Source organism: Pseudomonas bubulae (assembly GCF_900618535.1).
GTDB lineage: Bacteria > Pseudomonadota > Gammaproteobacteria > Pseudomonadales > Pseudomonadaceae > Aquipseudomonas > Aquipseudomonas bubulae.
This window is the reverse complement of record NZ_UYJA01000006.1, coordinates 160,035-176,482: the sequence shown is the minus strand read 5'-3', so window position 1 is coordinate 176,482 and position 16,448 is coordinate 160,035. Positions and strand designations below refer to the sequence as shown.

18 protein-coding genes are annotated in these 16,448 nt (G+C 58.5%); 12 read left to right on the top strand and 6 right to left on the bottom strand.

The features are described from left to right. Positions 1 to 31 precede the first annotated feature (31 nt). Positions 32 to 1,123 (bottom strand): chorismate synthase, encoded by a 1,092-nt coding sequence (gene aroC, locus PPTH39_RS20870; protein ID WP_095019567.1) that lies wholly within the window; start codon positions 1,121 to 1,123, stop codon positions 32 to 34. A gap of 192 nt (positions 1,124 to 1,315) precedes the next feature. On the opposite strand from aroC, the gene PPTH39_RS20865 reads away from it, so the two are divergent. Then, positions 1,316 to 2,320, top strand: a complete 1,005-nt coding sequence (locus PPTH39_RS20865) for an alpha/beta hydrolase (RefSeq protein ID WP_130872383.1) — start codon at positions 1,316 to 1,318, stop codon at positions 2,318 to 2,320. A 53-nt stretch (positions 2,321 to 2,373) separates the two neighbouring features. Then, on the top strand, positions 2,374 to 3,165 hold the full coding sequence (locus PPTH39_RS20860; RefSeq protein ID WP_095021343.1) for a hypothetical protein: 792 nt from the start codon (positions 2,374 to 2,376) through the stop codon (positions 3,163 to 3,165). Between the two features lie 33 nt (positions 3,166 to 3,198). On the opposite strand, the gene PPTH39_RS20855 is transcribed toward PPTH39_RS20860, so the two are convergent. Further along, complete coding sequence (locus PPTH39_RS20855) at positions 3,199 to 5,079, bottom strand: glycoside hydrolase family 3 protein (RefSeq protein WP_095032290.1); 1,881 nt, start codon at positions 5,077 to 5,079, stop codon at positions 3,199 to 3,201. Between the two features lie 167 nt (positions 5,080 to 5,246). Beyond that, positions 5,247 to 6,155: a 50S ribosomal protein L3 N(5)-glutamine methyltransferase gene (gene prmB, locus PPTH39_RS20850; RefSeq protein WP_095021341.1), complete on the bottom strand. Its 909-nt coding sequence runs from the start codon at positions 6,153 to 6,155 to the stop codon at positions 5,247 to 5,249. Positions 6,156 to 6,428: 273 nt separating this feature from the next. On the opposite strand from prmB, the gene PPTH39_RS20845 reads away from it, so the two are divergent. The 5 genes from PPTH39_RS20845 (at position 6,429) to PPTH39_RS20825 (ending at position 9,203) form a co-directional block, all read left to right on the top strand. Further along, complete coding sequence (locus PPTH39_RS20845; protein ID WP_095002045.1) at positions 6,429 to 7,019, top strand: cysteine hydrolase family protein; 591 nt, start codon at positions 6,429 to 6,431, stop codon at positions 7,017 to 7,019. Positions 7,020 to 7,165: 146 nt separating this feature from the next. Continuing rightward, positions 7,166 to 7,486, top strand: a complete 321-nt coding sequence (locus PPTH39_RS20840) for a hypothetical protein (RefSeq protein ID WP_095002046.1) — start codon at positions 7,166 to 7,168, stop codon at positions 7,484 to 7,486. Between the two features lie 63 nt (positions 7,487 to 7,549). Further along, on the top strand, positions 7,550 to 8,107 hold the full coding sequence (locus PPTH39_RS20835) for a Smr/MutS family protein (RefSeq protein ID WP_095002047.1): 558 nt from the start codon (positions 7,550 to 7,552) through the stop codon (positions 8,105 to 8,107). A 77-nt stretch (positions 8,108 to 8,184) separates the two neighbouring features. After that, positions 8,185 to 8,730, top strand: coding sequence for a GTP cyclohydrolase I FolE (gene folE, locus PPTH39_RS20830; RefSeq protein ID WP_003442011.1), 546 nt, complete (start codon positions 8,185 to 8,187; stop codon positions 8,728 to 8,730). A gap of 101 nt (positions 8,731 to 8,831) precedes the next feature. Further along, positions 8,832 to 9,203 carry a glutathione S-transferase N-terminal domain-containing protein gene (locus PPTH39_RS20825; RefSeq protein ID WP_095002048.1) on the top strand — a complete coding sequence of 124 codons (372 nt, stop codon included), beginning with the start codon at positions 8,832 to 8,834 and terminating at the stop codon, positions 9,201 to 9,203. A gap of 168 nt (positions 9,204 to 9,371) precedes the next feature. Here the strand turns inward: PPTH39_RS20825 and PPTH39_RS20820 are convergent, their stop codons facing one another. Together PPTH39_RS20820 and PPTH39_RS20815 are read right to left on the bottom strand one after the other, a co-directional pair. Then, complete coding sequence (locus tag PPTH39_RS20820) at positions 9,372 to 9,974, bottom strand: glutathione S-transferase family protein (RefSeq protein ID WP_095002049.1); 603 nt, start codon at positions 9,972 to 9,974, stop codon at positions 9,372 to 9,374. Positions 9,975 to 9,984: 10 nt separating this feature from the next. Continuing rightward, complete coding sequence (locus PPTH39_RS20815) at positions 9,985 to 11,151, bottom strand: aminotransferase-like domain-containing protein (RefSeq protein WP_095019571.1); 1,167 nt, start codon at positions 11,149 to 11,151, stop codon at positions 9,985 to 9,987. A gap of 82 nt (positions 11,152 to 11,233) precedes the next feature. On the opposite strand from PPTH39_RS20815, the gene PPTH39_RS20810 reads away from it, so the two are divergent. The 3 genes from PPTH39_RS20810 to PPTH39_RS20800 all read left to right on the top strand — a co-directional run bounded on the left by PPTH39_RS20810 (position 11,234) and on the right by PPTH39_RS20800 (position 13,998). After that, complete coding sequence (locus tag PPTH39_RS20810) at positions 11,234 to 11,674, top strand: MarR family winged helix-turn-helix transcriptional regulator (RefSeq protein ID WP_095002051.1); 441 nt, start codon at positions 11,234 to 11,236, stop codon at positions 11,672 to 11,674. 287 nt (positions 11,675 to 11,961) lie between these two features. Further along, on the top strand, positions 11,962 to 13,311 hold the full coding sequence (locus PPTH39_RS20805; RefSeq protein ID WP_095021340.1) for an NCS2 family permease: 1,350 nt from the start codon (positions 11,962 to 11,964) through the stop codon (positions 13,309 to 13,311). 60 nt (positions 13,312 to 13,371) lie between these two features. Then, positions 13,372 to 13,998: a LysE family translocator gene (locus PPTH39_RS20800; protein ID WP_095019573.1), complete on the top strand. Its 627-nt coding sequence runs from the start codon at positions 13,372 to 13,374 to the stop codon at positions 13,996 to 13,998. A 236-nt stretch (positions 13,999 to 14,234) separates the two neighbouring features. Here the strand turns inward: PPTH39_RS20800 and uraH are convergent, their stop codons facing one another. Continuing rightward, the gene (gene uraH, locus PPTH39_RS20795) at positions 14,235 to 14,588 is read right to left on the bottom strand and encodes a hydroxyisourate hydrolase (protein ID WP_095002054.1); all 354 of its coding nucleotides are present in this window, start codon (positions 14,586 to 14,588) and stop codon (positions 14,235 to 14,237) included. Between the two features lie 373 nt (positions 14,589 to 14,961). Here uraH and puuE point away from each other — a divergent pair, with 373 nt between their 5' ends. Together puuE and uraD are read left to right on the top strand one after the other, a co-directional pair. Further along, positions 14,962 to 15,891, top strand: a complete 930-nt coding sequence (gene puuE, locus PPTH39_RS20790) for an allantoinase PuuE (RefSeq protein WP_095002055.1) — start codon at positions 14,962 to 14,964, stop codon at positions 15,889 to 15,891. Beyond that, positions 15,888 to 16,403 carry a 2-oxo-4-hydroxy-4-carboxy-5-ureidoimidazoline decarboxylase gene (uraD, locus tag PPTH39_RS20785; protein WP_016781499.1) on the top strand — a complete coding sequence of 172 codons (516 nt, stop codon included), beginning with the start codon at positions 15,888 to 15,890 and terminating at the stop codon, positions 16,401 to 16,403. Before puuE ends, uraD begins: the two co-directional genes overlap by 4 nt. Positions 16,404 to 16,448 lie beyond the last annotated feature (45 nt).

The window sequence follows — 16,448 nt, the reverse complement described above, 5'->3', positions numbered from 1 at the left end:
CGTCAGACCGTGACGCTCAACAATCCTTGCATTACAACTGGCCCAGTACGGGCGTGCTGACGCGTACGTCGGCGTTCTGGCCGCGATGACGCAACAGGTGATCCATCAGCACAATGGCCATCATGGCTTCGGCAATCGGCGTGGCACGGATACCCACGCACGGGTCATGACGACCCTTGGTAATCACGTCCACCGGATTGCCATGCACATCGATCGAGCGGCCCGGGGTGGTGATGCTCGAGGTTGGCTTGAGCGCCAGGTGGGCAACGATCGGCTGGCCAGACGAAATACCGCCCAGGATGCCGCCGGCGTTGTTGCTCAGGAAACCTTCAGGGGTCATCTCGTCGCGATGCTCGGTGCCGCGCTGGGCAACACTGGCAAAACCGGCGCCGATTTCAATACCTTTTACGGCATTAATGCTCATCAGCGCATGGGCCAGCTCGGCATCCAGACGGTCGAAAATCGGCTCGCCCAACCCCGGGATCACGCCTTCGGCGACCACGGTGATTTTGGCGCCAACCGAGTCCTGGTCACGGCGCAGTTGATCCATATAGGCCTCAAGCTCCGGCACTTTGTCCGGGTCAGGGCTGAAAAAGGCGTTTTGTTCAACCGAGTCCCAGGTCTTGAACGGGATTTCAATCGGGCCCAGCTGGCTCATATAACCGCGAATCACGATGCCTTGGGTGGCCAGGTACTTTTTCGCGATGGCACCGGCGGCCACACGCATGGCCGTTTCACGCGCCGAACTGCGCCCGCCGCCGCGATAATCGCGCTCGCCGTACTTGTGGTGATAGGTGTAATCAGCGTGGGCCGGGCGGAACAGATCCTTGATCGCCGAGTAATCCTTGGACTTCTGGTCAGTGTTACGGATCAGCAGGCCAATGGCGCAGCCAGTGGTGCGGCCTTCAAACACCCCGGAGAGGATTTCAACTTCGTCGGCCTCCTGACGCTGGGTGGTGTGGCGGCTGGTGCCGGGCTTGCGTCGATCCAGATCACGTTGCAAATCTTCAAGGGACAGCTCCAGCCCTGGCGGGCAGCCATCAACAATGGCGACCAACGCCGGACCATGGCTTTCGCCAGCGGTGGTGACAGTGAACAGCTTGCCGTAGGTATTGCCGGACATGCAGGGCGCTCCGCGAAAATCAGCCGATAAAGTTCAGCCCGGGATCAGTTCAAGTCTTGTTGCAACACAACAGATGTTGAACAGATCCCAGATAACCAAAAGCGCCAGTATACGCAGGCTACCTCTGTAGTTCATCCTCGAACCTTACTCATCCGGGTTTGTCCAACCGGCACACTAGACAATGATGGCGCTATGATGCTGCGAATACTTTTATTAGCACTGACCCTGTTTGGCTTTGGCACCCAGGCCCTGGCGGCCCCGCCCTCCAATGTCTTGCTGCGGCCCATTGAGCTCGATACCGGCTCCGGCACGTTGTATGGCTCGCTGGTTTTGCCCAAGAGCGACAAGCCCGTACCCGTGGTGCTGATTATTGCCGGTTCCGGCCCGACTGACCGCGACGGCAACAACCCTATCGGCGGGCGCAATGACGCCCTGAAAAAACTGGCCTGGCGCCTGGCCCAGAGCAATATTGCCAGCGTCCGCTTCGACAAACGCGGCATCGCCCAGAGCCAGCCTGCCGGGCCTGACGAGCAAAAGCTCAACTTCGATCAGTATGTGTCCGACGCCGTGGCCTGGGGCGAGAAACTCAAAAGCGACCCGCGCTTTGGCAAGGTGTTTGTACTCGGGCACAGTGAAGGCGCAATGATCGCCAGCCTGGCAGCCCCACAAATCGGTGCTGCCGGCGTGGTTTCGATTGCCGGTACAGGGCGCCCGGTGGGCGTGCTGTTGCGCGAGCAACTGCAACGCAATCACCTGCCACCTGCCCTGCTCAAGCGCAGTTTTGAGCTGATCAGCAGCCTGGAAGCCGGCAAGACCGACGACAAGGTGCCCAAGGATCTGCAAGTGATCTTCCGCCCCAGCGTGCAGCCGTACATGACCAGCCTGCTGCGCCATGACCCGGCAGCCGCTTTCGCCGCACTGAAAATGCCGGCCATGATCATTCAGGGCACCCACGACATTCAGGTAGAGGTCAAGGATGCCCGCCTGCTCAAGGCCGCCAAGCCCGATGCCGTACTGACACTGATCAATGGCATGAACCACGTAATGCGCATCGTGCCAATGGACATGAAGCGCCAGGTGCAGTCCTATAACGACCCCAATCAGCGTCTGGCAGGCGAACTGGGCGACCGAACTGTGCGCTTTATCACGAAAGTCAATGCGGGCCAGCCCTACAGTACTGCGCACAACGGCCGATAAACCGGTGTCGGCCGTCTTTGCTTGGCTGACATCCAGCACAGGATCGAGCCGTTATGAGCGACACCCCAACACAACCCGCCGGGCCCGAGGCACCGGAAGTGCCCGAGGCCCCGCCGCTGCCTTGGGCCGATGTGCAGCCCGAGCATTTGCGCATGCTGCGCCTCGCCCCCCTGCCCACTGACCGCAACACCGGGGCACGGCCGTTACGCTTTGTGCAGTTTGGCCACGCCACACGCCACAGCAAAGACCTCAGCCTGCTGCGCATGACCATCACCCTGCCGGGCCAGCGCGTGCGCAGCGAACAGAACCAGCTTGACCTGTGGGTCGACCATAGCACCCACCGCGTGCGTTTCAGCCCTGAGCGCGGTTTGCAAGTTGAACCGGCGAACCGCGGGATCGGCCGTTTTCTGCTGGCTCAGGCCGCGTTGTGGGCGCAGAAAAAATGGTCGCACTACCGCGTTGACGGCACCGACCTGGCCAGCCGGGACGCCCTGAATGAAGACAGCCGCCTGCGCCGCGATCATGTTTTGCGGGTACAGGGCTTTGATGTGGTGTATGCCGACGCCCAGTTTCTCAAGGCACGGATCGAAGACGTGCAAGTGGGCGAGTTGCTGGACAGCTGGAATGGCGAAAAGCTTCAGTTCCTCGACATTCTTGAGACTGCGCAAATGCTCCAGCAAGCCGAACAGAACTTGCAGGAACAAGAGGTAAAACTGCGGGAAAAAGAAGAAAAACTCGGCAGGTACCAGCGCGAAGAAATGGGCCTGCGCTTTACCATCACCTGCCTGGTAGCCTTTTCGGTGTTCCAGGCAGGGTTGTTGATCTGGATTGCGACGCACCGCTGATGGTACCCACCCGCTGCACAGGGTCACTATGGGTTACGGATAGCCAAGACCTGTTCCCCTGGGGTAGCGCAACGCCCCCGGCTGGCTGCCATCGGCCAGGGCAAAAATATCAACCGGCAAACGCCCCACGGGGACGCTCCGCCCCAGCATGACATCCACAGCAGCCGGCAAGGCTGGCCCCAGCAGACCTCGGTCATACCCCCTGGACGAGTAGGTCGCCAATGTGGCGCCGGCGATATCGTCAAATTCCACCACATCGTAGGGCGAGTTCATCGTCAGATGAATAGCCAGCTTGCCGCGGGACGTGGCGTATTCCATGGCACAGCGCAGCCATTGCAAACTGCTCTGCACGGTTGCTCCTGACAACAACTGATCGGCATGCGCATTTCGCACGACAGCACTGACACCGATTGAAGAGGTACCGAGAATCACCGTTTCTGCGGCGTTGATCGCCCGCTTTATCTCAACCCAGCCAACGCCTCTCAGCGCCTTGCCTGTCAACAGGAGCGCAGGATAGCCGGCCTCCTCGAACCTGCGGCGCAAGGCTTCGGCCTGCTCATTCCTCGGGGTCAGGATCAAGATCCGCGCGCACTGGTTCTTCAGAGGCAACGCGGCGCACTGATTACGAATCAATGTAATGGATTGCGCGGTAATACGTTGCTCGAGCGCACGATGTGCCGGGCTGCCAATTATATTCAACTCAGGTCGAGGCCTGGCGCCCTGCTCGGCGGTAATCCCGTTGCGCAACTTCATTCGCACAATCCGCAATACCGACTGATCCAGTTCCTGTCGATCAATATCGCCCGCCTCGACAGCCGCTACCACCTGATCAACCAACCCGGACAGGAGCCCGGCCTGGCGAGCGGTACGAAATTCAATGGGCATCAGGGCGATATCCACATCCGCCTGAAAAGCCTTTATCACGGCGTCGGCCTGACCGAAAAAACCGGCAATGGCCTTCATATCCATCGCATCCGTGATGCTCACGCCCTGAAAGCCAAGCTCACCCCGTAGAATATTGTGCTGAATTTTCCGCGACATGGTCGCAGGTGCAATAATCGGTTCACCGGTGCGCGTCTGAACCAGGGTGCTATCGAGCGCAGGATATTGAATATGGGCGGTCATGACCATTTCTGGCGCTTCACCCGCTTCAATGGCCAAACGATAGGGCGCCAGATCAATTGCCCAGGCATCTTCACGGGACTTGTTCACCACCGGCAGCCCGATATGCGAGTCCGTTTCCGTATCCCCATGCCCCGGGAAATGCTTGTACGCCGCGATCACGCCCTGTGCAGCCATACCTTGCATCATGCGTCGGGCCAACAGGCTAACCGTGCGTACATCATCACCAAAAGCGCGCACATTGATGACGGGGTTGAACGGGTTGCTGTTGACGTCCACCACCGGGGCAAAATTCAAGTTAAACCCCAGAGCCGCAATCTCGGCGGCCAACACCACACCCTGGTCATAAGCCATCCGCTCGTCACCACCGCCGTGCCAGGCCGCAGCCAATGCCATGTTGCCCGGGAAAACCGTGGCCGCCCTGCGCGGCAGGCGAAACACTGACCCCCCCTCCTCGTCCACCCCCAGCAACAGGCCGAGTTCACCCGCGACCGGGGGCACAGCGCGCAGATCATCCAGAAGGGTTCTGCCCTGCTCAAGCGAACTCAAATTGTTACCAAACAAAATCACCCCGCCAATGGCGTTGTTACGCAGGGCATCGCCCATGGCGGAATTGAACCGGGTGGTACTCAGGGTGCACGCTGGCTGGTCGTCAGGACACCAATAACGAAAGGCCACGAGCAACTTCTGCCCGATTTTTTCGCGCAGGGTCAAGCCCTCAAGGAGGCATCGGGCGCGCGTGTCGAGATCAGTGTCGCTGGGAGCCAAAGGAAACCGGGACGCTTGTGTCATGCTTTGATCCTCGTATACAAACCAATACGGGCATCAAGCAGGCAGCCACTTCAGGGAGATGCGTGCCAAAACCGCTTCGCTTGATGCCCAGCCGTTGTCGAATGTATCGAGTTGCGGACGAACAAAAAGCGAAGAGGTATTGCAGCGTTTGTAATGCTCTTGCCTGATCAGATTCGAGAAGCAAACAGCCCCTGATGGGCACGGCACTGTTCGGCGGTCAACATGAATACACCGTGCCCCCCGCGCTCAAAATCAAGCCAGGCGAAGTCGACTTCCGGGTACAGCGACTCAACGTGTATCTGGCTGTTGCCTACCTCAACGATCAGCAAGCCTTTTTCGGTCAGATGATCAGCCGCTTCGGCCAGCATCCGGCGTACCAGGTTCAGGCCGTCGTCACCGCAGGCCAGCCCCAATTCCGGCTCGTGCTGATACTCGGCCGGCATGTCGGCGAAATCTTCGGCATCCACATACGGCGGGTTGGACACAATCAGGTCGAAACGCTGCCCCGGCAAGCCATCAAAGCCGTCGCCCTGCACGGTGTAAACCCGTGCGTCGACACCGTGGCGCTCGATGTTCTGGTTGGCCACTTCAAGGGCCTCGAAGGACAGGTCGGCCAGCACCACTTCAGCGCTCTGGAACTCATAGGCACAGGCAATGCCGATACAGCCCGAACCGGTACACAGGTCAAGAATGCGCGCGGGCTCGGCAGCCAGCCACGGCTCAAAACGTTTTTCGATCAACTCGCCAATCGGCGAACGCGGGATCAGCACGCGCTCATCAACGATAAACGACATGCCGCAGAACCAGGCCTCACCCAACAGATAGGCCGTGGGCACGCGTTCTTCGATACGGCGCTTGAGCAGATGCTGCAGGTTCACCAGCTCATCGTCTTCAAGGCGGCAGTCGAGATAACTATCGGCAATTTCCCACGGCAGGTTCAGCGCACCCAACACCAATTGACGGGCTTCGTCCCAGGCATTGTCGGTACCATGACCAAAGAACAACTCTTCCCCATGAAAGTGGCTAACGGCCCAGCGAATATGGTCGCGCAAAGTGCGCAGGCGGGAAGTGATCAATGGTCTTACTCCTCAAAATCGATTGGCGATTCTAACAGCCAAACTCCAACGCGCCAAAGGTGAGCCGGACGACTACACGTGACGGCGTTTCAAAAAGTAAGACCGTGTACAATAAAAAACTGAAATCGCTCCATTTTGTACATTTTATGGCTACAACATATTTGCTTGACATCGCTACAGGCCAGCAACCACAAGGCCTGCACGACTAGTCATTCACATAAACGCTCCGCCAGTGGAGAATGTCGCAAAAGCCCCATTCAAAGGAGCCCCCGAATGCCCGCTTTAAAGACGATGTTTCAACTCACAGGACGTGGCTATGCCGCAGCCAATCTGAGCAACGCCAGCCTGCTGATCATCGATGCGCAAAATGAGTACTTGAGCGGGCCATTGGCCCTTTCCGGCATGGACGCGGCCACCGCCAACATTGCCCGTCTGCTTGAAGCTGCCCGCAAGGCAAAGCGCCCGGTCATCCATATCCGTCACCTGGGCACCGTTGGCGGTATGTTCGACCCTCAGGGCGAGCGTGGCGCCTTCATCAAGGGCCTGGAACCACAGGGTGATGAGCAGATTATCGAGAAGCGCATGCCCAACGCATTCAACGACACCGGGCTGCAAAAGGCCCTGGAAAACCTCGGCTCGCTGGATGTGATCGTCTGCGGCTTCATGAGCCACTCCAGCGTCAGCACTACCGTGCGTGCGGCCAAGGACTACGGCTTGCGCTGCACCCTGGTGGAAGACGCCTGCGCCACCCGCGACCTGCCGACCGCGGACGGCATTATCAGCGCCGAGCAAGTGCAAAAAGCCGAAATGGCCATCATGAACGACAACTTTGCCACCCTGACGTTGACCCAAAACCTGATTTGATCTGAACCGGACGTTGACGGGCGGCCCCTGCAACCGCCCATCCCGGACCAGCTCCAGCCTGCGGGCGCTTTCCTATTTCACTACACTCAGGAACAACCTGACGAAGTCCCTGTCGAAGGGCCGATACCCTTTAAGGAAAGATCGGAATGAAGATCTCCGATGGTTTTGATGCTCGGCGTTTGCGCCCCAAGGCTCATCGCGACTGGCGCTCGCGCCTGGTACTGATGTTTGCAGCGCTGCTGGCACTGCTTGGCATGCTGTTGCTGTTGGCGGGTGCCGCCAGCCTGATTGGCCATCCAACGGCACTGGGCGAGCTCAATGCCAGCCCCGCAGGTGCAACACTGGTGTTGGTGTCCGGCCTGTTGGTGTGCTGGCTAGGGGTATGGATGTGGCGTCGACGCCGGCGCCTGATGCGCAAGCCATTTGGCCTGAACATGGCCCCGCACCTGATGAAAAAACACGACTGACGCATATCCGCCGCCCGATTGTCGTCGACTTGGGTAAACTGGCAGCCCTTCGCGGAGGCTGACATGCAAGACGACGATTTTTCCCTGTTCAAAAACGAGATTCGCGGTGTCAAACCGATCAAGCATGATCGTGCCGACACCGGCAAACCCAAGGCTGACCGTGCGCAGCTGGCCAAGTTGCGCCAGAACGCCATTGTGCGCACCAACGCGACCATCATCGACGGCCTGTCAGACCAGTTTGTGATTGATGTTGGCCCCGAGGACCAGCTGAGCTGGGCCCGTGACGGCGTGCAGGAAAGCCAGATGCGCAAGCTCAAGCTGGGGCAGATCGCCTTTGAAGGCAGCCTTGACCTGCACGGCATGACCGTTGAAAAGGCCCGCGAAACCCTTTGGGAATTCCTCGGTGAAGCCGTGCGCCTTGAAGTACGTTGCGTGCGCGTTACCCACGGCAAGGCCGTGCGTCTGGACGGCAAGCGCCCGATGATCAAAAGCCACGTCAACACCTGGCTGCGCCAGCACTCACAGGTACTGGGCTTCTGCTCCTGCCAGGCCAGGCATGGCGGCGCCGGCGCGGTCTATGTGATGCTCAAGCGCACCATGATGGAGGGGCGTGACGAGTAACAGCGTGTCATCACGCTTGCAGCGTCGTGTCAGCCCCCGTACCCTTACTCTTTGCGAAAAATCCCACAGGTAGATTAATGTCCCTGGAACAAAACTACACCGCGATCCTCGGTCAACTCGGCGAAGACGTTTCCCGTGAAGGCCTGCTGGATACGCCAAAGCGTGCCGCCAAGGCCATGCAGTACCTTTGCCGCGGCTATGAACAAACCCTGGAAGAAGTCACCAACGGTGCCTTGTTCAGCTCAGACAACAGCGAAATGGTGCTGGTCAAGGACATCGAGTTGTACTCGCTGTGCGAACACCACCTGCTGCCGTTTATCGGCAAGGCCCATGTCGCCTACATTCCGAGCGGCAAAGTGCTGGGCCTGTCGAAAGTGGCGCGTATTGTCGACATGTATGCCCGTCGCCTGCAGATCCAGGAAAATCTCAGTCGCCAGATCGCCGACGCCGTGATGCAAGTCACCGGCGCCCTGGGCGTGGCCGTTGTGATCGAGGCCAAGCACATGTGCATGATGATGCGCGGTGTCGAGAAGCAGAACTCGTCGATGATCACTTCGGTGATGCTGGGTGAGTTCCGCGAAAACGCCGCCACGCGCAGCGAGTTTCTCAGCCTGATCAAGTAACTGCGGCACAGAAAAAACCGGCGTTTATCGCCGGTTTTTTTTCGCCTGCACAATTTCAGGTAAGCTGCGTCCCTTCTTAATTTGCCCATGAGGCTTTTACTGTGTTTATCAAAGCGCTTCGCGTAGGCCTGGGTCAGCTCATCATCGCTGGCGATTTCGTGACACGTCCAAGCAAAAAGCAGCGCCCTGCCGCCGCTCAGGCGCAGGTCGACCAGGCTGCCAAGGGCCTGACCCTGTTTCAGTTCCACGCCTGCCCTTTCTGTGTAAAAACGCGCCGCACCCTGCGCCGCCTGAATGTGCCAGTGGCCCTGCGTGACGCGAAGAACAACGAGCAGGATCGCCAGACCCTGCTGGAGCAAGGGGGCAAGATCAAAGTGCCTTGCCTGCGCATCGAAGAAGGCGGCAAAACCACCTGGATGTATGAGTCCAAGGTGATCATTGACTACCTGAACCAGCGCTTTGCCAACGTTTAAGGCCATCCCCCGGTCTACCCTCTCTGTGGGAGCGAGCCTGCTCGCGAACGACCTTCGCGAGCAGGCTCGCTCCCACAGTTGAAGTTTCCTTCAGACCTCGTCAGCGGCTACAGAATGCGCGCACAAAAAAACCGGCACTTGGCCGGTTTTTTTAAAGGGGCGATTTGCTCAATCGAGCATTCCCACATGCCGCGGATGGCTGGCCACCCGCGCCAGCCACGCCTGAATACCCGGGTAGCCGCTCAGGTCAAACCCGCCCTGATGGGCCACATGGGTATAGGCATACAGCGTCACGTCGGCGATCGAGTATTGCTCACCCACCAGATACGGCGTGCGCGTGAGCTGTTGCTCCATCACGTCCAGCGCCTTGTAGCCACGCTTTTGCAGCTTGCGGTATTCCTCAAGGCGCTCTTCGGGTAGCCCCAGGTAAAACTGGATAAAGCGCGCCACCGCAATATACGGCTCATGACTGTACTGCTCGAAAAACTGCCATTGCAGCACTTGCGTGCGCAAACGCGGTTCGGTCGGCAAAAACTCGCTGCCGTCGGCCAGGTAGTTGAGAATCGCGTTGGACTCCCACAGGCACGTACCGTCTTCCAGCTCCAGCACCGGCACTTTACCGTTGGGGTTTTTCGCCAGAAACTCCGGGGTCTCGGTTTCACCCTTGAGAATGTCCACGGCAAACCACTGATACTCAAGCCCCAGCAAATGCAGCATCAGCTTGATCTTGTAGCAGTTGCCCGAGTTGTAATCGCCATAAACCTTGAGCATTGCGCCTCCTTCAGGCCGCCTGGGCAGCCTGGGCCTGACGAATCACGTTGGCCAGACGCTTGAGGCCCTCATGCAGACGTGCCGGATCGATGTGGCTGAAGTTCAGGCGCAGGCTGCCCACGTTCTGGTCCGGGTTGGCGAAGAACGGCTCGCCAGGCATAAAGGCCACGTTCTGTTCCAGCGCAGGCTTGAGCAAAGTGCGGGTATCGAACGGTTGCTTGAGGGTCAGCCAGAAGAACAAACCGCCCTGGGGCACATGCCAGTCAGCCAGATCCGAGAAATGCTCTTCCAGCGCCAGCTGAAAACCGTCACGGCGCACGCGGTAGAAATCACGCAGTTCGGCCAGGTGATTACTCATTTTCTCGGTGCCGATCCACTGCAAGGCTTGCCACTGGCCAACGCGGTTGGTGTGCAGGTCAGCCGATTGCTTAAGGCGCAGCAAGTGCGGATACAGGTCAGGGCTGGCAATCAGGAAACCGACGCGCAGACCAGGCAACAGGGTCTTGGACACCGTGCCGGTATAGATCCAGCTGGCTTTTTTCAGGCGGCTGACAATCGGTGTGGCGCTGCCGCCGTCGAAGTTCAGCTCGCGGTACGGCTCGTCTTCGATCAGGGTCACGCCGAACTCGTCGAGCAAGGCAGCAACCGCGTCGCGCTTGGTTTCGCTGTAACGCACAGCAGACGGATTCTGGAACGTCGGGATCAAGTAGATGAACGCCGGGCTGTGTTTTTCCAGCTGCACGCGCAACGCAGCCAGATCAGGGCCATCAGCTTGCAGCGGAAACGTCAGGCATTCGGCACCGAACAATTGGAAGATTTGCAGCGCCGCCAGGTAGGTCGGTGCTTCGAGCATGATTTCGGTGCCCTTGTCGATATACAGCTTGGCTGCCAGATCAAGCGCCTGCTGCGAACCGCTCAACACCATCACCTGGCTGGCGTCGCAATCAACCCCCAGTGCGCGAGCCTCTGCAGCAAGTACTTCACGCAGTGCCGGCTCACCTTCGCTCATGCCGTATTGACCCATCGAGGCAGGCATATCGGTCCAGTCGACCTTGGGCAGCATGGCCTCGGCCGGTAGCCCGCCAGCGAAAGACATGACTTCCGGACGTTGGGCCGCAGCCAGAATTTCACGAATCAAGGAGCTTTTCAGGCGGGAAACACGTTCGGAGAAGGCCATACAGATCACCGGTAGCGGAAGTAATTGGAAATAAGTCAAACTGTTTGACCGAAACTACGCCGCGAACCCTAGATACGTCAATATGCTTGACCTTAAAAATCCGACCACTCAGCGCGCCGCCATGGAAGCCTTCTTCTTTGGCTATCAAGCATTTACCGCCAAAGCGGATGAAATGCTGGCACGTCGTGGGCTGAGTCGGGTGCATCAGCGTATTGTTTTTTTTATCGCCCACCACCCCGGTGTCAGCGTCAAGGAACTGCTGACCTTACTGGGCGTGAGCAAGCAGGCCCTGAATACGCCATTACGCCAGTTGATCGAGATGGCCCTGGTGCGCAGCGTCGCGCCCGAGACCGACAAGCGCAAACGCCTGCTGGAACTGACTGCCGACGGTGTGGCCTTCGAAAAGAGCCTGCGCCGCGAACAGGTCAAGCTGCTGCAAAGGGTATTTGCTCAGGCAGGTGAAGACGCGGTGAATGGCTGGCTGGCGGTCAATCATGCCCTGGGACAAAGCCGCCAGCTCTAGAGCAGGGTTCCTGTGGAAGGTGGCTTGTTCTGTGAGCGGGCTTGCCCGCGATGCAGGCGCCGCAGTACTCCAGTTGTACCGCAGCGATCCAATCGCGAGCAAACTCGCTCCCACAGAAAACAGACACCCACCCATCACTTTCTGATCACAATCTGAAAAACATTATTTGCTTTTTTTGTATACAAAAGCATAATTCACTTCGCCTGCGTTTCTGACCCGAAAGTCAGAAAAACATCTCCCGCCACACCCAGTGCCCTTAAAAATAATAAAAGCCTGAGGAAATCACCGTGGACAGCCAAAAGTCAGAAATACCCGTTGTCGAACTTGCCACGCCCGCCGCCCGCAGCTGGCTGGAACGCCTGTTCAAACTGTCACTGCATGGCACCACGGTCAAAACCGAGCTGATTGCCGGGCTGACCACCTTCATCACCATGGCCTACATCATCTTCGTCAACCCCAACATCATGGCCGATGCTGGGATCGATCATGGTGCAGCCTTCGTCGCCACCTGCATTGCCGCCGCTCTCGGCAGCCTGTTGATGGGGCTTTACGCCAACTGGCCAGTAGGCCTGGCGCCAGGTATGGGACTGAATGCGTTTTTTACTTACACCGTGGTCGGAACCATGGGTTACAGCTGGGAAACAGCATTGGGTGCCGTGTTTGTCTCCGGTGTGCTGTTCCTGATTCTGACCCTGTCGCGGGTGCGTGAATGGCTGCTCAACAGCATTCCCGTCAGCTTGCGGTACGCGATGGGTGCCGGGGTGGGGTTGTTCCTGGGGATTATCGGCCTGAAAACCTCGGGCATTATCGTCGACAGCCCGGCCACCCTGATCAAGCTCGGTTCATTGCGCGATCCTGCCCCGCTGCTGGCAGCGGTGTGCTTTTTGATGATTGCGATTCTGAGCTATCACCGCGTCTTCGGCGCCATCCTGATCAGCATTATCGCCGTGACCCTCGCCGGCTGGGGCCTGGACCTGGTGCATTACAACGGCATCATGTCGGCACCGCCAAGCCTTGCACCGACCTGGATGGCCATGGACCTCAAGGGCGTTTTCAACATCAGCATGATCAGCGTGGTGCTGGCCTTTCTGTTTGTACACATGTTCGATACGGCCGGCACCCTGATGGGCGTGGCCCAGCGTGCCGGGCTGGTGAAGGCCGATGGCAGGATCGAAAACCTGTCCCGGGCCCTCAAGGCCGACAGCGCCTCCAGCGTGTTCGGTGCCGTGGTCGGCGTGCCACCCGTGACCAGCTACGTGGAAAGCGCCGCAGGCGTTGCGGCAGGCGGGCGTACCGGGCTTACTGCCGTCACCGTGGGCGTGTTGTTTGTGGCCGCCATGTTCTTTGCCCCTCTGGCTGGCATGATCCCCGCTTACGCCACGGCAGGCGCTCTGATTTATGTGGCCATGCTGATGATGGGCGGCATGCAGCACATCAACTGGGACGAACCCACTGACTGCATCCCGGCCATAGTGACCGTGATCATGATGCCTTTGACCTTCTCGGTCGCCGACGGGATTGCCCTGGGCTTTATCAGCTTTGTCGCACTCAAGGCAGGCACCGGCAAATACCGGGAAATTTCCGTCAGCCTGTGGGTGCTCTGCGCTATTTTCATCGCCAAGTTTATTTACCTGTAAACCGGGCGGTATTAATCGGCCCCGCAATGACGCGGGGCCTTTGTTGTTTGGGAGGAAGTGATGAGTCTGGAAACCTGGCTGCTGTTCAGCAGCGCGGCATTGGTGGTAATCCTGATTCCAGGGCCGCTGTCGTTATTGATGATCAGCAACAGTCTGAACTACGGCTTGCGCCGTTCGTACCCGGCTTTTCTGGGAGGTGTATTTGCCTCGATCTGCCTGCTCAGCGCTTCGGCACTGGGTTTGGGCGCCTTGCTGCTGGCCTCGGAAAAACTCTTCAGCGCCCTGAAGATCGTGGGCGCGCTGTACCTGTTTTACCTGGCCTGGCAAAGCTGGAAACAATCGCGCCAGCCGGCCACCGTCACCAATGTGCCCGAAGCCGCACCAATACCGCGCTTTAGCGCCCTGTTTGGGCGCGCGTTCGTGCTGGGGGCCAGCAATCCTAAGGACATTCTGTTCTTTGCTGCCTTTTTGCCGCAGTTTCTCAACCCCGATCTACCGTTCCTCAACCAGTTACTGGTGATGATCGCCACCTGGACCGTGCTCGACCTGCTGTGCAAGCTGGCCTACGGCCTGGGTGCCCACGGTGCGGCGGGGTACCTGCGCAGCGGCAAGGGCCAGAGCTGGTTCAACCGGGTCAGTGCCGGGCTGTTCAGCGTGGCAGGCACAGCGTCGTTGTTGAGCCGCTGATTGCACACAAGCCCGTAGCAGCTGCCGAAGGAACGAGGCTGCGTTCGATTGCGAAGCAATCGTAAGACCTGAGTTCGCGATTTATCTGATGGACAGCGGATTCAGGTTCTACGACGGCTACGCCGCCGAACGCAGCCTCGTTCCTTCGGCAGCTGCTACGGACATGGCATTTAGACAGGCAAAAAAAAGCCCGCAGTGTGAGCGGGCAAATAACCACATGCGCAGATCGAAAACGATTAGCTACCGCGATAGGTCGAGTAGCTGTACGGCGAAATCAGTAGCGGTACATGGTAGTGATCCTGCTCGGCGCTGATCCCGAAACGCAGTACCACCACATCCAGAAACGCCGGCTCCGGCAATTTCACACCCCGTGCGCGGTAGTAATCACCGGCACTGAACTGCACCTGGTAAACCCCGGAACGGTAGGCCTCCCCCTCCAGCAACGGCGCGTCGCAACGGCCATCGCTGTTGGTCAGGGCTGTAGCGACCAACTCCAGCCCCGAACCTTCAACCCGATACAGCTCGACCTTGATCGAGCTGCCCGGGCAGCCGTGTGCGGCATCCAAAACGTGCGTAGTCAAACGTCCCATTGATTGTGCGACCTCCCGAGTCGTGAAAAAAACGGCTGCCGCCCTCTTTTGGCGCACCAAAAGGCTCGGCGAAGAAACGATTAAGACATTTATCAAAAAAATTGTACACAATTAAAAATGACAATCTGCGCATCCCCCGACGCTACGGGGCCTGCACGGCATTAATCGTCAAAGCCGCAGTGCTCAGAGACCTTTCGCCCATAAACTGACCAATCAGGCAGGTTTCTTGCAAGTACTCTTTCTGTACAAATCGTGGTAGAAATAGCAAAAATCAGGGTTACAAATAAAATGTAAAGTTGTATACAATCAGCTCATCGCAGTGACGCCAGGTCTGGCCAATCGACTGTTACCACGAACAATAAGGAAGACTGCAGTGAGCGCTGACTACCCACGCGACCTGATTGGTTACGGTCCAAACCCTCCACATCCGCATTGGCCGGGCAACGCCCGCATCGCCCTGTCTTTTGTTCTCAATTACGAAGAAGGCGGCGAGCGCAACATCCTGCACGGTGACAAGGAGTCTGAAGCCTTCCTGTCGGAAATGGTCTCAGCCCAACCGTTGCAGGGCGAGCGCAACATGAGCATGGAGTCGCTGTACGAGTACGGCAGCCGTGCAGGCGTGTGGCGCATCCTCAAGCTGTTTCGCGAGTTCGATATTCCGCTCACGGTGTTTGCCGTGGCAATGGCCGCCCAGCGCCATCCGGATGTGATCCGCGCCATGGTCGAGGCCGGGCATGAGATCTGCAGCCACGGTTATCGCTGGATCGACTACCAGTACATGGATGAAGCGCAAGAGCGTGAACACATGCTCGAAGCCATCCGCATCCTCACCGAAATCAGCGGCGAACGCCCGCTGGGCTGGTACACCGGCCGCACCGGTCCCAATACCCGGCGCCTGGTGATGGAAGAAGGCGGTTTTTTGTACGACTGCGATACCTATGACGACGACCTGCCCTACTGGGAACCCAACAATCCCACCGGCAAACCGCATCTGGTGATCCCCTATACCCTGGATACCAATGACATGCGCTTTACCCAGGTGCAGGGTTTCAACACCGGCGAGCAATTTTTCCAGTACCTCAAGGATGCTTTCGATGTGCTGTACGCCGAAGGCGCAGAGTCGCCGAAGATGCTTTCCATCGGCCTGCATTGCCGCCTCATTGGCCGCCCTGCGCGCCTCGCCGCCCTCAAGCGTTTCATTGAGTACGCCAAGGGCCACGAACAGGTCTGGTTCACCCGCCGCGTGGACATTGCCCGCCACTGGCACGCCACCCACCCTTTTGTTGCCGAGACCGCCAAATGAGCGCCTTCAAGACCCTCAAGCCTTCACAACTGAGCCGTGAAGCCTTCGTGGCGGCTTTTGCCGATATCTACGAACACTCGCCCTGGGTTGCCGAAAAGGCCTACGACCTGGGCCTGGACAGCAGCGTCGACCAGATCGAAACCCTGCACCAGCGCATGAGTGACATTTTGTTGAGCGCCGATCACGCCAGCCAGCTGGCATTGATCAACGCTCACCCGGACCTGGCCGGCAAAGCAGCCGTCCAGGGCCAACTGACCGAAGCCAGCACCAATGAACAGGCTGGCGCCGGTATTCACCAATGCACGGCCGAAGAGTTTCAACGCTTCACCGAGCTGAACGAGGCCTACAAAGCCAAGTTCAAGTTTCCCTTCATCATGGCGGTAAAAGGCAGCGACCGGCACCAGATCCTCGCCGCGTTCGAAACCCGCATCCATAACCCGGCAGACGTCGAGTTCAAGTGCGCGTTGGCAGAAATCAACAAGATCGCCCTGTTCCGATTACTCCAGCTCTAAGCCGAACCGGCACCCGCCGATGACGCATCTCCAGCCACTCATTTA

What these genes read in the sequence shown, in the direction of transcription:
- PPTH39_RS20840 (WP_095002046.1), top strand. Translation starts at nt 7,166, where the DNA reads ATGAAGATCTCCGATGGTTTTGATGCTCGGCGTTTGCGCCCCAAGGCT.
- PPTH39_RS20865 (WP_130872383.1), top strand. Translation starts at nt 1,316, where the DNA reads ATGATGCTGCGAATACTTTTATTAGCACTGACCCTGTTTGGCTTTGGC.
- PPTH39_RS20845 (WP_095002045.1), top strand. Translation starts at nt 6,429, where the DNA reads ATGCCCGCTTTAAAGACGATGTTTCAACTCACAGGACGTGGCTATGCC.
- PPTH39_RS20860 (WP_095021343.1), top strand. Translation starts at nt 2,374, where the DNA reads ATGAGCGACACCCCAACACAACCCGCCGGGCCCGAGGCACCGGAAGTG.
- PPTH39_RS20815 (WP_095019571.1), bottom strand. Translation starts at nt 11,151, where the DNA reads ATGGCCTTCTCCGAACGTGTTTCCCGCCTGAAAAGCTCCTTGATTCGT.
- aroC (WP_095019567.1), bottom strand. Translation starts at nt 1,123, where the DNA reads ATGTCCGGCAATACCTACGGCAAGCTGTTCACTGTCACCACCGCTGGC.
- uraH (WP_095002054.1), bottom strand. Translation starts at nt 14,588, where the DNA reads ATGGGACGTTTGACTACGCACGTTTTGGATGCCGCACACGGCTGCCCG.
- PPTH39_RS20820 (WP_095002049.1), bottom strand. Translation starts at nt 9,974, where the DNA reads ATGCTCAAGGTTTATGGCGATTACAACTCGGGCAACTGCTACAAGATC.
- PPTH39_RS20835 (WP_095002047.1), top strand. Translation starts at nt 7,550, where the DNA reads ATGCAAGACGACGATTTTTCCCTGTTCAAAAACGAGATTCGCGGTGTC.
- uraD (WP_016781499.1), top strand. Translation starts at nt 15,888, where the DNA reads ATGAGCGCCTTCAAGACCCTCAAGCCTTCACAACTGAGCCGTGAAGCC.
- PPTH39_RS20855 (WP_095032290.1), bottom strand. Translation starts at nt 5,079, where the DNA reads ATGACACAAGCGTCCCGGTTTCCTTTGGCTCCCAGCGACACTGATCTC.
- folE (WP_003442011.1), top strand. Translation starts at nt 8,185, where the DNA reads ATGTCCCTGGAACAAAACTACACCGCGATCCTCGGTCAACTCGGCGAA.
- PPTH39_RS20810 (WP_095002051.1), top strand. Translation starts at nt 11,234, where the DNA reads ATGCTTGACCTTAAAAATCCGACCACTCAGCGCGCCGCCATGGAAGCC.
- PPTH39_RS20800 (WP_095019573.1), top strand. Translation starts at nt 13,372, where the DNA reads ATGAGTCTGGAAACCTGGCTGCTGTTCAGCAGCGCGGCATTGGTGGTA.